Origin of the sequence: Thermodesulfobacterium commune DSM 2178, from assembly GCF_000734015.1 — a bacterium.
Taxonomy (GTDB): Bacteria; Desulfobacterota; Thermodesulfobacteria; order Thermodesulfobacteriales; family Thermodesulfobacteriaceae; genus Thermodesulfobacterium; species Thermodesulfobacterium commune.
Map to the genome: position 1 here is coordinate 1,084,592 of NZ_CP008796.1, position 12,720 is coordinate 1,097,311.

16 protein-coding genes are annotated in these 12,720 nt (G+C 35.7%); 9 read left to right on the forward strand and 7 right to left on the reverse strand.

The window, feature by feature from the left end; genetic code table 11:
• Positions 1–3 precede the first annotated feature (3 nt).
• Positions 4–225: a twin-arginine translocase TatA/TatE family subunit gene (gene tatA / locus HL41_RS05485; protein WP_038060239.1), complete on the forward strand. Its 222-nt coding sequence runs from the start codon at positions 4–6 to the stop codon at positions 223–225.
• A 133-nt stretch (positions 226–358) separates the two neighbouring features.
• Here tatA and HL41_RS05490 read toward each other — a convergent pair whose 3' ends face one another.
• From HL41_RS05490 to dsrA, 3 genes are all read right to left on the reverse strand, one after another.
• Positions 359–616: a dissimilatory sulfite reductase D family protein gene (locus HL41_RS05490; protein ID WP_038060237.1), complete on the reverse strand. Its 258-nt coding sequence runs from the start codon at positions 614–616 to the stop codon at positions 359–361.
• A gap of 34 nt (positions 617–650) precedes the next feature.
• Entirely contained in the window at positions 651–1,814 is a 1,164-nt protein-coding gene (dsrB, locus tag HL41_RS05495) for a dissimilatory-type sulfite reductase subunit beta (protein WP_051754629.1), read from the reverse strand.
• Positions 1,815–1,965: 151 nt separating this feature from the next.
• On the reverse strand, positions 1,966–3,264 hold the full coding sequence (gene dsrA, locus HL41_RS05500; protein ID WP_038060236.1) for a dissimilatory-type sulfite reductase subunit alpha: 1,299 nt from the start codon (positions 3,262–3,264) through the stop codon (positions 1,966–1,968).
• 205 nt (positions 3,265–3,469) lie between these two features.
• Here dsrA and HL41_RS05505 point away from each other — a divergent pair, with 205 nt between their 5' ends.
• From HL41_RS05505 to HL41_RS05520, 4 genes are all read left to right on the forward strand, one after another.
• The gene (locus HL41_RS05505) at positions 3,470–4,147 is read left to right on the forward strand and encodes a cell division ATP-binding protein FtsE (protein ID WP_038060234.1); all 678 of its coding nucleotides are present in this window, start codon (positions 3,470–3,472) and stop codon (positions 4,145–4,147) included.
• Entirely contained in the window at positions 4,128–4,988 is an 861-nt protein-coding gene (locus HL41_RS05510; protein WP_038060233.1) for a hypothetical protein, read from the forward strand. Before HL41_RS05505 ends, HL41_RS05510 begins: the two co-directional genes overlap by 20 nt.
• Positions 4,978–5,604, forward strand: a complete 627-nt coding sequence (locus tag HL41_RS05515; RefSeq protein WP_038060232.1) for a hypothetical protein — start codon at positions 4,978–4,980, stop codon at positions 5,602–5,604. Before HL41_RS05510 ends, HL41_RS05515 begins: the two co-directional genes overlap by 11 nt.
• 67 nt (positions 5,605–5,671) lie before the next feature.
• On the forward strand, positions 5,672–5,920 hold the full coding sequence (locus HL41_RS05520) for an FmdB family zinc ribbon protein (RefSeq protein ID WP_038060231.1): 249 nt from the start codon (positions 5,672–5,674) through the stop codon (positions 5,918–5,920).
• Here the strand turns inward: HL41_RS05520 and HL41_RS05525 are convergent.
• The 3 genes from HL41_RS05525 to HL41_RS05535 are packed head-to-tail and all read right to left on the reverse strand — an operon-like array spanning position 5,917 to position 8,207.
• Complete coding sequence (locus HL41_RS05525; RefSeq protein ID WP_038060228.1) at positions 5,917–6,540, reverse strand: tetratricopeptide repeat protein; 624 nt, start codon at positions 6,538–6,540, stop codon at positions 5,917–5,919. The genes HL41_RS05520 and HL41_RS05525 overlap by 4 nt on opposite strands.
• A 1-nt stretch (position 6,541) precedes the next feature.
• Positions 6,542–7,612: a DVU0298 family protein gene (locus HL41_RS09065; protein WP_051754525.1), complete on the reverse strand. Its 1,071-nt coding sequence runs from the start codon at positions 7,610–7,612 to the stop codon at positions 6,542–6,544.
• Positions 7,593–8,207: a tetratricopeptide repeat protein gene (locus tag HL41_RS05535; RefSeq protein WP_038060226.1), complete on the reverse strand. Its 615-nt coding sequence runs from the start codon at positions 8,205–8,207 to the stop codon at positions 7,593–7,595. The genes HL41_RS09065 and HL41_RS05535 overlap by 20 nt, the downstream gene beginning before the upstream one ends.
• Positions 8,208–8,248: 41 nt before the next feature.
• Between HL41_RS05535 and mltG the strand changes: the two genes are divergently transcribed.
• Complete coding sequence (mltG, locus tag HL41_RS05540) at positions 8,249–9,361, forward strand: endolytic transglycosylase MltG (protein WP_081856486.1); 1,113 nt, start codon at positions 8,249–8,251, stop codon at positions 9,359–9,361.
• On the opposite strand, the gene rsmA is transcribed toward mltG, so the two are convergent.
• A complete protein-coding gene (gene rsmA / locus HL41_RS05545) occupies positions 9,330–10,058 on the reverse strand; it encodes a 16S rRNA (adenine(1518)-N(6)/adenine(1519)-N(6))-dimethyltransferase RsmA (protein ID WP_038060224.1) in 729 nt (242 codons plus the stop codon). The two genes, mltG and rsmA, sit on opposite strands and share 32 nt — an antisense overlap.
• Before the next feature lie 126 nt (positions 10,059–10,184).
• Here rsmA and HL41_RS05550 point away from each other — a divergent pair, with 126 nt between their 5' ends.
• The 3 genes from HL41_RS05550 to fabG are packed head-to-tail and all read left to right on the forward strand — an operon-like array spanning position 10,185 to position 12,677.
• Positions 10,185–11,426, forward strand: coding sequence for a DUF1015 family protein (locus HL41_RS05550; RefSeq protein WP_038060222.1), 1,242 nt, complete (start codon positions 10,185–10,187; stop codon positions 11,424–11,426).
• Positions 11,423–11,941 (forward strand): hypothetical protein, encoded by a 519-nt coding sequence (locus HL41_RS05555; protein ID WP_038060220.1) that lies wholly within the window; start codon positions 11,423–11,425, stop codon positions 11,939–11,941. Before HL41_RS05550 ends, HL41_RS05555 begins: the two co-directional genes overlap by 4 nt.
• Complete coding sequence (gene fabG / locus HL41_RS05560; protein ID WP_038060218.1) at positions 11,931–12,677, forward strand: 3-oxoacyl-[acyl-carrier-protein] reductase; 747 nt, start codon at positions 11,931–11,933, stop codon at positions 12,675–12,677. Before HL41_RS05555 ends, fabG begins: the two co-directional genes overlap by 11 nt.
• Positions 12,678–12,720 lie beyond the last annotated feature (43 nt).

Below are 12,720 nucleotides of genomic sequence, written 5' to 3' on the forward strand. Positions count from 1 at the left end.
GATATGTTACCCAGCTTAGGAGGTCAAGAGCTTTTTATAATACTTTTCTTAGCTTTACTCTTGTTTGGGGCTAAACGTTTACCTGAAGTAGGAGCAGGGTTAGGGAAAGGTATAAAATCCTTTAAAGAAGCTCTTCGTTCTGCCGACGTCAAAGAAGATTTAGAAAAATTAGAAAATCAAAAAGAAGAAAAATCTAAAACTCAAGAAACTTCTAATAAAGTTTAAATCTTAATAATCTCTTGATTTTGATCACTTTTTTTCAGGTTAAATTTTTTATTTTTAAAATTTAAAAATTTATTCAAAAATAAAACAGGGGGGACTTTAAGTCCCCCCTGTTTTATTAAATTATTGGCTAACTTTATTCTTTAGGTTTTTCTACTCCTGCTTCCAACCCCATACCTACGCCAGGTAATCCAAACATAACCGTACTACCAGTAGAGAAATACTCTAACTTCCCTTCTCTTACCAACTCGTTAGCAGCATTCTTAATCTCACGGGGGTTGGCATCAGGAATTTCTCTTTGTAAATCTTTTAAATAGATCTTAGTTTTACCACCTTTTTTAACCTTTTCTTCCATTATTTGAAGTATCTTCTGTTTCAATTCTTCTTTATCCATAACACACTCCTTTTCAAAGTTTTTTATTTTAATTTTACTTAAAAAGTTCTACTTTATAATTTTCCGGAGCATTAAATACTTCATCTACATGTTTGGTGAACTTAAAGTGCATAGAAGTTCTGTAGGTAGTATAAGCAAGTCTGTAATCGTCAATACACTTTTCAGTAAATGGAATACCGGTTAATTCAAAGAATCTTTCCCAACCAATTCTGTTAATCCAAGTACCAATCCTTTCGTACTTATTAGCATGCTGAGAATAGATCTCAATAATCTTTTTAATCCATTTAACAGTGGTTGGCCAACGAGGAGGTTCATTAGGAATATAAGGTATTACTACTCTTGAAAATTCAGGAGGAGTAATCCTGTTAGAAACCTTTCCACCGACCACAATAGCAATACCATCACCTTCTCCGTCAGCAATAGGTAAAGCTGGACACATGGTATAACAGTTACCACAGAACATACAACGATCTACATTTATTCTAACTGTCTTTTTCTTCTTACCATCTACTTCAGCAGTAGCAGGTTTGATAGCACCTAAAGGACAGGAAGCTATAACCAATGGTATTTCACAAACATGTTCTAACCTTTCGTCTTCAACCAAAGGTGGTTTTCTGTGAATACCAACCAAGGCAAGGTCAGAACAATGCACAGCACCACACATGTTAAGACAACAGGCAAGGGCTAACTTAGTCTTTGCAGGAAGTTTATGAGATCCAAAGTATTCAAATAGTTCATCCATGATAGCCTTAACTATACCGGAAGCGTCGATAGCAGGAGTATGACAGTGGATCCATCCCTGGGTATGGACTATGTTGCTAATACCTGCCCCTGTACCACCGATAGGAAACTTATAAGAACCATTAGGATGTTTCCTGTTTTTCAAGTCTTCTATAAGAGCCTTTAAAGTTTCTTCATCAGTTACATGAAATTCTACGTTATTACGGGTAGTCCAGCGTACATAACCGCCACAATATTTATCTGCGATCTCACAAATTTCTCTGATGTAGTCTGTAGTTTCCAAACGAGGGGTACCACATCTTACCACATAAACTACATCACCTGTTTCAGACTTATACTTTAAAACCCCAGGTTGGATTATCTCATGAGAAACCCATTTACCATAGTTTTTCTGAATAACAGGTGGCATAAACTGCCAGAAATAAGGAGGTCCTATATCAGTAATTCTGTTTTCCATGGGTTTTTCAGGGTTATACAACTTTTCTGCCAAAGTTGGATCATAGGGCTGTGTATAAATCGGGTCTAACTCTTTAAATTTTTCAATTCCCATTTTACCCTCCTTTTATTTTAAAATATTTAGGTCTTTATTCATCAAATCCATCCTCACCTTAAGCAGGGTGGCGTTTTCTAAATTCAGCCACGTCTCTGGTCCAACCACCCTCAACCTCTTCTTCCTTCCAGAAGATGTATGGGTTGTCACGAGGTACTCTTACATGCTGAGGAATAGGTGTAAGTCCCATAACCTCGGTGATAAACTTGTTCAAACCAATTCTCTGGATAAGTTCACCGATACGTTCACGGTTCTTTCCATTTTCCATCCAATAATCCCAGGCCTTATAGATAAAATCTTTAAGTTCATCATAAGGTGGTTCCACCTTCATAAAAGGAACAATAAGGGTAGAAAGCTGAGCACCTTCTAAGATCGGGGCTTTAGCTCCGATCAATATAGCGATACCGGTATCTTGACCAGGTCTTAAAGCCTCTGGCATAACAGCTATACAGTGCATACACCTGTTGCATTCACTGTTGTTGATATAAAGCTTCTGCTCGTTTTCATCCCAGTACATACACTTGGTAGGACAAAGGTCAATAACTTCCTTCTTAATATCAAAAGGACCCCAGTCTCTGTCAGAAAAAGCACCTGCATTAGGTTTAAGCTCACCCCTTACATAGGCTCTTACTGCTTCTTGATCTATTCTAATTTCATCTCTCCAAGTACCTATGAAAGACATGTCAGCTCTTGCTACAGCAGCCACACAATCTAAGGGACATCCAGAAAATTTAAACTTAAACTTATATGGAAATGCAGGACGGTGCAATTCATCTTGGAAAGCCATGGTTAACTCATAGTCTAATTCTTGAACATCTATCAAAGCCCACTCACAACGAGACTTACCCACGCAGCAAGCAGGGCTTCTTAAGTTAGAACCAGAACCACCAAGATCCCAATGAAGCTGATGAGTTAAGTCAAAAAAGATAGGCTCAAGCTGGTCAGTAACCGTACCTAAAAGGATGATATCACCGGTAGAACCATGAAAGTTAACAATACCACTACCCCTATGATCCCACATATCACAGAGTTTCCTTAAAGCTGAAGTATGATACCACTTTCCTGCGGTATGGTGCACACGGATAGTATGGAAAGCCCAGATAGCAGGGAATCTTTCCTGCTGGTCAGAATAACGCCCAATAACTCCACCACCATAACCAAACACACCAACAATACCACCGTGCTTCCAATGGGTCTCTTTGTGGGTATAGGAAAGCTCCATTTGACCCATTATGTCAAAACAGGCTTGTTTCTTGTGCTTCTCACCATAAGAATAAATGTCATCAACAAAACTTGGCCAAGGACCAGTCTTAAGCTGGTCTATTTTCGGTGTATCATGTTTTTTCACCTCGCCCATTGTACCCTCCCTACAGTTTTTGTATAGAATACATTTTATTGATCTTTAATTTTATGTCAAGAATAAAAAATTTAAATTAAGGTTGATTTTCTAACTAATTCTTCAAATTTTTCTTTTTTACTTTGTTTTTTTAGTTTTTTTTATCTTTTGCTACTGTAAAATTTTGGTTGCCTTAGATAAATTTTTAGATATACTCAAAAACGTTATGGAAATTTTTGTTATAGAAAAGGTAACCAAAGTTTATAACCCCTATTTTAAAGTGCTGGATGAAGTATCTTTTATCGTAAAAGAAGGAGATTTTTTGATCTTAACCGGACCGACTGGAGCAGGTAAAACCACCCTTCTAAAGTTACTTTACCGAGAAGAAAAACCTACTGACGGAGAAATATTTTACAAAAACTTCCCTTACTCTAAGCTCAATAAACGACATTTTTTACATCTAAGACGCAATTGGGGGATCATTTTTCAAGATTACAAACTAATACCAGACTTAACGGTTTTTGAAAATATAAAAATCTCTTTAATCTTAAGTCAAAAAAAAGTACCTAAAATAAAATTTCACATCTTAAACTATCTTGAAAGATTTAACCTTGCTGCCAAGGCCTTCAAAAAAGTAAAAGAACTTTCAGGAGGTGAACAACAGAAAGTAGGTATCGTAAGAGCTATCATTAGAGACCCTGAATTGTTAATAGCTGATGAACCTACAGGAAATCTTGATCCTGAAAGCATAAGGGAAATTATTAAGATATTTCAAGAATATCAACAAGCAGGAAAAACGGTAATTCTTGCTACCCATGACCCAGTTATCCTACAACTTAACGCGGGAAAAATTCTTAGATTAGAACAAGGAAGGTTGGTAGGAAATGTTCAAACTTCTTGCTAAGTTAGAGATTAAAAAGGGTTTACTTTATTATCTTTTTTTTATCCTATTTTTCTTTTTTTGGAACTTTTTTTCTTTAGCCCTTATTTATGCTTATGGAGTTTTATTTACCTTAGAAAAACACTGGAAAGATCAAATAACCTTAACCCTCTTTTATTATCCTAAAGACCAAGAGCAGTTAGAACTTTTTATTAAAGGACTGCAAAACAGCTTTTCTTCTTTCACAGAAAAAATTGAAGTAGTTACTCCAGAAATGGTCCTAAACCAAGCTCAAAAAAACCTTCCCAAAGAAATAACCCAAATTTTTACTGAAGAAGAGCTCAAGGAAAACTTACCTTTTCTCATCAAAATTTATCCTAAATCTTTGGGAAGTTATATAGAACTTACAGAGCGTTTAAAACTAATCGCCGCCTCAACTCCTGCTTTAGAGCTTCAAAACCCTAAATATTTTAAGTTTCTAAAACTAAGCTTTTTTCTCAAATCAGGGATAATCGGGTTTTGGTTTAGCTGGATAATAGTTTATCTCGGGGCTATTTTTTTTATAAATAACTTATTAAACAACCTGCTTTATCAACAATATAAACTGATCCTTCTTTTAGGAGGTAATCCTTTTTATCTAAAATTCATCAGGTTGGGTTTTTTGGTTTCTCTCATAACCTTAGGATTCTTTAGTTCAGGGGCTACCTTTTACTTAGCAGTAAATTCTTTAACAAGTATCATAAACTTTCCTCTTTTAGATATTTTCTGGGTAAATCCCTGGTATTCTTTGGTGTATTTTATCCTTTTGGTAGTATTAATACCTTTTTTAAGTGTGTGGATAAGTTTTTGGGGTTATGAAATATAGAAAAATCTTAACCCTCTTAGGGTGCCTTATTCTAATTTTCTCAAAAAATAATGTTTTATGTCTTCCTACTCAAGACTTAAAATTAAAGGATATAGAAAGAAGATTAACAGACATAGAACAAACTAAAAAAGAGATTTTGAGAGAATATCTAAAACTCTTTATCAGAAACCATCATATTTCTTATTTAAAGGATGAATATCCTTTAAACAGGTTTTTAGAAAAAACCTTACTCAAAAAAATAATCCAACTAAACCAAGAAAGGTTAAGATTAGAAACTAAAAAAGCAGAGCTTATCAACATGTATTTGTTTAACAAAAAAATTATTTCCCAGGTTATAAATCCTGTTTCTGGAGAGGCTATTAACCCAGGAGAGTATAGTTTTAAACTAACCCCTCCTGTTTTTATTAGAGCTCCCATTTCTGGAATGATAACCAACATAAAATACTTGTCAGAAGGGATTATGGTTAAGGTAGAAAATGAAAAATGCAGTGTGTCTATGTTTCCCTTAAGTAGCATAAGGATAGACTTGGGAGAAAAGGTAGTGATGAAAGAAATCCTCGGAGAGGTCAAAAATAACAACTTTCTTAGGGCAAAGATAAAATGTAGTTCTGAATAATGTTTGGTTTTCTTAAAATCTTTGATATAATTAAAGATCAGAAAAATCTAAAGGGAGGGTAGTGTTAATGCCTATCTATGAGTTCAAGTGTGAAGACTGTAAAACTGAGTTTGAAGTTTTTTTGAAAAACAAAGAGGAGTTAGGGTCAGTTGAGTGTAAAAACTGCAAAAGCAAAAACGTTAAAAGACTGATGAGTGTGGTAAACTCTATCGTTAGTGGTTCAGTGGGATCTTCAGACAAACCAAGGATCACAGAATCTCATTCCTGTCCGTCAGGAACTTGCACCCATATAGAACTACCAGGGTATGGAGATTAGTCTTCGGAGTTTAAGTTAGCCTGTTCCTTTTCTAAAAGTTCTAAACCTTCTTTTACCTTTTCTGCAAGTTCTCCAGCTCCCATTCCTTTGTATATTTTATAAGCTAAGGAATAAGCCTCTTTAGCTGCCTCAAAGTTATTCTGGAGTCTATACACATCCCCTATCCCTACCAAGGAACGAGCTGCTCGATGGGCATCTCTATATTTTTCTCCTATCTCTAAGTTTCTGTAAAGATAAGGAAGCATTTTATCGTATTCTTTTTTAGTACGATAAATATGGATAATCTTTTCTAGTATAACTGCCACACTAAATTCATCTTCTCCGGTTTCACATACATCTAAGCAGGCTTTATAACATCTTAGAGCTTTTTCTATATTTCCTCTCATATGGTATACATCTCCTAAAAAGTCTAAGATGTTAGCCATTTCTTTATAAGCCTGATGTTGTTGAAAAAACTCTAAGGCCCTTTCCATAAGTTCTATAGTATCAAGAACTCTACCTTCAATCCAACACTTATGGGCTTCTATACAAAGTTCATATCCTGGTTTCAACTCCTCTGAAACCCCCATTTGTTTAAAATAAAGCTCTTTTCTTTTCTCAATAAAGTTCTTATTTTCCATGTTAACCCCTTTGTATTTGTTGTATAATGTCCTTTAATTTAACCTTCTCGTATGAAAAGGTTTCGTGATTAAAAACCTCAGCCTCTTCCTCAGGATTTATTTTATCTAAATAAGGAGATATCTCCTTAGCCCCAAGATTAATAAACGTCTTTAAAATCAAGGCTTTTATTTCAGAAGAAGAACGTTCTATCAGGTCTAAAAGCAAGAAATAGCTATGTTTTTTTAAAACTTCGGGATTTTTTTCGGAAATCCGGTAAAGCGCATAAAGGACATAGCCGTGATATTCAGGAAACTTTAAAAAAGCTAACAGATTTTTTATAAAAATAGCATATCTATCTCCTGTCTCTCTTATGATCTCTCCTACTGCTTCAAGAGCCCCCCAGGCAGAAGACGCAGAATCAGCGGCAGCATAAAGAAGCCTTTTTATAAAGTCTAACAGTCTTTCTGGATAGACCTTAGCTAAGGCAGGAGATACTTTACCCAAAGCAACTACCGCTTTTCTACGAAAAACAGGGTCTGGATGGTAGAAAAACTTCTGAAGTACGTTGAGGTTTAAAGGTTCTGAAACTATATAGATATTGAGAGTGTTGAAATCTTCCTTTTCGATTAACTCTTCTAATTCCCTTTTAGAAAGCTTTCTCCTAGGTTTGTTAAAGTCCTTTTCGGAGAGAGGTTCTTTTTGCAAAGCTTGACTTAGTTTTACGTGTTTTAATTCTCTAATGTCATCTGCTACTTTCAAAAAACAAAGCGCTCCTTTAGAGACTATCCTTGAAGTAGCTGGCATAGGAAGGATGGTATGGGTTTTTAAATCATAATTTTCAATCCAAACTTCTTTATAGTCTTCTTCAGGGATTAATTCCCACATCAAATCCCAATCACCTGCAGTAGCAAGAAAAAGAGCCTCTATAAAGGCATTTCCTCGATTATGTCCGGTCACATCGCATACGTAAACACTCCCACATTCGCACACACCAGCCTCTAAGTCAGAAAGACCTATAGGTAGAAGCTCTGGTTTTTTGATAAACCTACCACAAAAGGGACAGGTAGGAGGTTTAGGAACGGGCTTTTTCATTTAAAAGCTCCTCAAATTCTGGACTTACTGGATAACCTAAGCTTTTAGCTTGTGCTAAATTTTCTTTGGCCTTATCTATATCTCCCTGATAGTAATAAGCCACGGCTAAATTATTGTAAAGAGTAGCCATTTTAGGAGCCATGGATTTTGCTTTTTCTAGCATAGTAATGGCTTCTACAAACAATTCTTTTTCTATCAAAATGGTAGAAAGGTTTATCATAGCAGGGATAAAATCAGGATTTATCTCTAAGGCTTTCCTATAACATCTTTCTGCCTCATCCAGGTTACCTAACTGAAACTCTATCAACCCTAAGTTTACCCAGGCCTCTACAGATTTGGGATAAAAGTTAAGGGTAAAGGTAAAGGCCTTTTTAGCCTCCTCAAGTTCCCCTTCTTGAGCTAATATGATGCCAAGGTTAACCATAGCCTCAAAATGGTAGGGATCAAGTTTTAAAACCTTTTTAAACGCCTCTTTAGCCTCTTGTAATTTTCCTAAATTAAAGTAAGCTATAGCTAACTTATGTTGTGCAAAAGGGGAATGAGGGTTTTCTATGGCTTCTTTTTCTAAAATTTTTAAAGCTTTTTCGTCTATCATCTTTTCCTCCTTTTAAAACTTTTTAAAGGATACCATCAATTATGAAGTTCTCAAGACGTAAAAATAAGAAATGGATGTTAACCTTTGGGTTGGTAATTTTTTGTGTTTTGATCTTAGGTTTCTTGGGTTACTATTTTGAAGGGTTAGAACCTGTAGTAAAAGGCCCTACCAAAGAATTTAAGGTAGTAGAAATCAAAAAAGGTGAAAGTGCCTGGGCTATAGCTCAAAAGCTTAAAAACCACGGGATTATCAAGAGTTCTGTAGTATTTTATTTAGAAGCCTTAAGAAAAGGCTATTATCATAAACTAAAACCTGGAGAATATGGCTTTTACCTTAACCAATCTCTGTCAGAAATTCTTACCATGTTAGTAGAAGGAAAAGTTTTAGCCAAAAAGATAACCATACCAGAGGGGTACACTCTTTGGCAAATCGCTGATTTGCTCGAAAAGAATGAAATCTGCCGCAAAGAGGATTTTCTAAAGTTGGCTGAAAGCCCTCAAACAGCTAAACAATATGGATTACCTGGTCCTACCTTAGAAGGATATCTTTTCCCCGATACTTATTATTTTTACCGAAACTCTCATCCAGGACAGGTAGTAAAAACCATGGTAGATAACTTTTGGAAACACTGGAAAAAATATGAAGAGGTAGCTAAAAAACAAAAAAAATCCTTAAAGGAGGTAATTACTTTAGCCTCTATCGTAGAAAAAGAGGCTTATCTAAACTCAGAAAAACCAGTAATTGCTGCAGTTTATTTAAACAGAATAAAGAAAAAAATGCCTCTCCAAGCTGACCCTACCATCAACTATGCCTTAAAATCTTTTAGACGTTTAACTTACAAAGATTATTATCAAGTAAAAAGTCCTTATAACACCTACTTAAATCCTGGCCTACCCCCTACCCCCATAGGAAATCCTGGAGAAGCAAGCATAAAAGCAGTACTTTTTCCGGCTAAGGTGCCTTATCTTTATTTTGTAGCTGCAGGTAACGGTTCTCACGTGTTTTCTGTAACTTATAAAGAACATTTAGAAGCTATTAACAAAATAAGAGAAACCCCTAAAAACTCTGTTTCTAACCAGACTTCAGAAAATTTAGTTTATAAAACTCCTTCTGATAAACCTTCTACTGAACCCAAATCTGATACAAAGTTATAAAATCCAAAAGATTAAGTTCTTCTACCCTTTTTTGAGGTAAAATAGAGGCTTTTTCTAAAATTTCAGGTGGCACTTTATGTTTTAACATCTTTCTTTTTTGGCTAAAAATTTGCACTAAAAAACTTTTATATCTTTTCAAATCTTTTATTTCATCAAAGTTTTTCCGGGTAAACTTAAGATAGGCTGAATTCACCTTAGGAGGGGGGACAAAAAACCTTGGGGGGATACTCATTAGGTATTCAAGCTGATAAAAGGTATTTACAAAAACAGAAAGCCAGGATTTTTGCTGGATAAGTCTTTCAGCTACCTCTTTTTGAACCATATAAAAAGCCTGGTATATAAGATGTTTATGGTATATCGTGTTTTCTATGATAAGGCTGGCAACGTTATAAGGGAGGTTACCTATAAGTTTGAGTTCTTTTTCATTTAAGGTGTTAAAATCAAAGGTAGTAGCGTCGGTCTGAAAGATCACCACCCGAGGGTCGTTTAGACTAACTTTAAGTTTCTCTACCATTTCTGGGTCTATTTCTAGAAGATAAAGGCGCTTTAGAGGGGTATTAAGCAGTCTTTTGGTAAGGTTTCCTGTCCCTGGACCTATCTCTACTACCACCTCTTCTTTTATCTCAGCTAGTTCAACCAGTCGATCTAATACACCTGATGAAACCAAAAGATGTTGCCCCCATTTTTTCTTTAGCATGTTTCAAAGTTTAAATTCTTTCTGTTTTTTTTCCAGAGGATGAAAAAAACAGGCTTATTGTAAAACCTGAAATTTTTGGTAGATTTAGAAAAACTTTTTTAATTTTTTAGGAAGGAGATCAAAATCATGCCTGATTGTCTTCCATTTTATGGGTGGAGATATAATCCTGAAAAAGTAAAAATCGAAGAAGTGGTTGCCCCTCCTTACGATGTGGTTGGCGAGGAAGAAAAAGCTTTTTATCAGAAAAAAAGTCCTTATAACATCTTTCATCTGGAGCTTCCTGAAACCTACCAAAAAGCCAAACACCTTTTGGAAGAGTGGATAAGGTCACAAATCCTTGTAAAAGAACCTAAACCTTGTCTCTATTTTTATGAACTATCCTTTATGAGAGAACAGAAAACCCTTTCCCGAAAAGGTTGGATTCTATTGGTAAAGCTACATCACTTTGAGGAAGGGATAGTTTTACCCCATGAGAAGGTTTTTCCAAAGGTAACAGATGATCGGTTTGAATTGCTTAAGACTACCGGGTTTCAGTTTAGTCAGATTTTTGGGTTGTATGAAGACCCGGACCTTCTTACCATTTCTTATAGTCCCAAAAATCTACTTTATGAAGTAACCCTTGACCAACAAACCCATCACCTTTATCAAGTTTCTGAGGTGGACATAATAAAAGAAGTGACTGACTATCTTAAACATCAAAAAATATACATAGCAGATGGACACCACAGATACACTACTGCCTTGAGATATAAAGAATACATGGAAAATAAGTTAGGCACAACCCCACCAAGGGATTATCATTACATAGCCATGTATGTTTGCCCTATAGAAGAGCCAAACCTACTTATGCTTCCTACTCATAGAATCTATCGTTTACCAAACCCTGAAGATTTAATTCAAGCCTTAAAAAATTGGGCAGAAAAAGTTTACACCACAGAGCCTATTAATTTTTCTCAGAATTTTTTTAAAATAAAAGAAAGGGATTTTGGTATTTGCTTTAAAAATAAAGTGATGATTTTCAGGATAAAACAAGAAGTGTATGAGCGTTTCCAACAGAAAGATCCGGTGCTTTCAAAACTAACCCTTTACAACTTTTTGTCCCTGATGGAACAAGCTTTTCAGATAAAAGAAGAAAGCTTAAAGGAACAAAATCAGGTTGAATTTATCTCTGAGGTAAGAGAGGTTTTTAACCACGTCAAAGATCAAGAAATCGGAGTAATTTTCCCTGAGCTTTCTCCCTTAATCTTAAAAGAGGTTGCATTGCAAGGGAAAAGAATGCCTCATAAAAGCACGTTTTTTTATCCTAAAATCCTTACAGGGTTGGTTTTAAATGAAGTAAGAGGAAAACCTCTGGACTTTAAGTTATGAAGGAGAGTTTAGCCTATTTTAACCACTGGCTTTCCTTTTACTACGAAAAAAAGGATTTATTTTTAAAAGACCCTTTTATTCAGGAAAAACTCGAATTATTAAAAAAAGCCATAGAAAAGAGTCGTCAGGCATTTATAGAAAAAGGGTCTTTTGCTTTTTGCAGTGCTTGTGCAAACTCAGGAGAGAAGTGTTGTAAAGCTGGGTTAGAATGGAAACTAAGTCCTGCTGAGTTTTTGATAAATCTTCTGCTTGCAGAAACCTATAGTTTACCCCTTGCTTTTAATACTTCTCGAAAGGAAGACTGTCTCTTCTTAGGAGAAAAAGGGTGTAGCCTTATCCTTACCCCTATTTTTTGTAGAAACTTCTTCTGTGATAAACTGGTCAAACACTTAGGTCATGCTAACCTAACCTACATCCAGCAAGCGATGGAAGAGGAGGCTACCTTAGGTTTTATTGTAGCTAACTATATAACCACTAAATTGTTACAAAAGGAGGGAACTAAACATGGAGCTTAAGGGAAAGGTAGCTTTAGTAACAGGAGCCTCAAGAGGGATAGGTAGGGCGATAGCCTATCAACTTGCAAAGGATGGAGCGGAGGTAGTTATCAATTATAAAGGAGCCGAAGAAAAGGCTAAAGAGTTGGCTACCGAAATAGAAAAGCTTGGGACCAAGGCCTATCTTTCTAAGTTTGACGTAGCCAACCCTGAGGAAGTTCAAAAAGCTATAAAAGAATTAGAAGAAGCTGTCGGACCTATTCAAATCTTAGTAAACAACGCAGGGATCACCAGAGATGCTTTGTTTTTAAGGATGAAAGAAGAGGACTGGGATTTGGTTATTAAAACCAACCTATATTCGGTTTTTTATGTGACTAAGGCAGTACTTCCGATGATGACCAAAGCTAAATGGGGAAGAATAATTAACATCTCTTCGGTAGTAGCCTTTAGCGGAAATGCTGGGCAAACCAACTATGCAGCAGCTAAGGCTGGGATCATAGGTTTTACTAAAGCTTTAGCTTTAGAGGTTGCTTCGCGAAACATAACGGTTAATGCCGTGGCTCCAGGCTATATAGAAACTGACATGACGAAACAGTTACCTGAAAAGGTTAGAGAAGCTTTTTTGCAAGAAATCCCTTTAAAAAGACCAGGAACCCCGGAAGAAGTAGCCTATCTTGTTTCTTTTTTAGCCAGCGAAAAAGCAAGTTATATCACAGGATGTGTGTTTCATGTTAACGGAGGTTTGTTGAGGGTTTAACCCTTTTTTTTGATTTTTTAGGCATTGACTTTTTTAAATTTTA

Bases quoted from the DNA above. Each gene is read 5' to 3' on its own strand.
- tatA (WP_038060239.1), top strand. From the start codon at position 4: ATGTTACCCAGCTTAGGAGGTCAAGAGCTTTTTATAATACTTTTCTTA.
- HL41_RS05490 (WP_038060237.1), bottom strand. From the start codon at position 616: ATGGATAAAGAAGAATTGAAACAGAAGATACTTCAAATAATGGAAGAA.
- dsrB (WP_051754629.1), bottom strand. From the start codon at position 1,814: ATGGAAAACAGAATTACTGATATAGGACCTCCTTATTTCTGGCAGTTT.
- dsrA (WP_038060236.1), bottom strand. From the start codon at position 3,264: ATGGGCGAGGTGAAAAAACATGATACACCGAAAATAGACCAGCTTAAG.
- HL41_RS05505 (WP_038060234.1), top strand. From the start codon at position 3,470: ATGGAAATTTTTGTTATAGAAAAGGTAACCAAAGTTTATAACCCCTAT.
- HL41_RS05510 (WP_038060233.1), top strand. From the start codon at position 4,128: ATGTTCAAACTTCTTGCTAAGTTAGAGATTAAAAAGGGTTTACTTTAT.
- HL41_RS05515 (WP_038060232.1), top strand. From the start codon at position 4,978: ATGAAATATAGAAAAATCTTAACCCTCTTAGGGTGCCTTATTCTAATT.
- HL41_RS05520 (WP_038060231.1), top strand. From the start codon at position 5,672: ATGCCTATCTATGAGTTCAAGTGTGAAGACTGTAAAACTGAGTTTGAA.
- HL41_RS05525 (WP_038060228.1), bottom strand. From the start codon at position 6,540: ATGGAAAATAAGAACTTTATTGAGAAAAGAAAAGAGCTTTATTTTAAA.
- HL41_RS09065 (WP_051754525.1), bottom strand. From the start codon at position 7,612: ATGAAAAAGCCCGTTCCTAAACCTCCTACCTGTCCCTTTTGTGGTAGG.
- HL41_RS05535 (WP_038060226.1), bottom strand. From the start codon at position 8,207: ATGATAGACGAAAAAGCTTTAAAAATTTTAGAAAAAGAAGCCATAGAA.
- mltG (WP_081856486.1), top strand. From the start codon at position 8,249: ATGAAGTTCTCAAGACGTAAAAATAAGAAATGGATGTTAACCTTTGGG.
- rsmA (WP_038060224.1), bottom strand. From the start codon at position 10,058: ATGCTAAAGAAAAAATGGGGGCAACATCTTTTGGTTTCATCAGGTGTA.
- HL41_RS05550 (WP_038060222.1), top strand. From the start codon at position 10,185: ATGCCTGATTGTCTTCCATTTTATGGGTGGAGATATAATCCTGAAAAA.
- HL41_RS05555 (WP_038060220.1), top strand. From the start codon at position 11,423: ATGAAGGAGAGTTTAGCCTATTTTAACCACTGGCTTTCCTTTTACTAC.
- fabG (WP_038060218.1), top strand. From the start codon at position 11,931: ATGGAGCTTAAGGGAAAGGTAGCTTTAGTAACAGGAGCCTCAAGAGGG.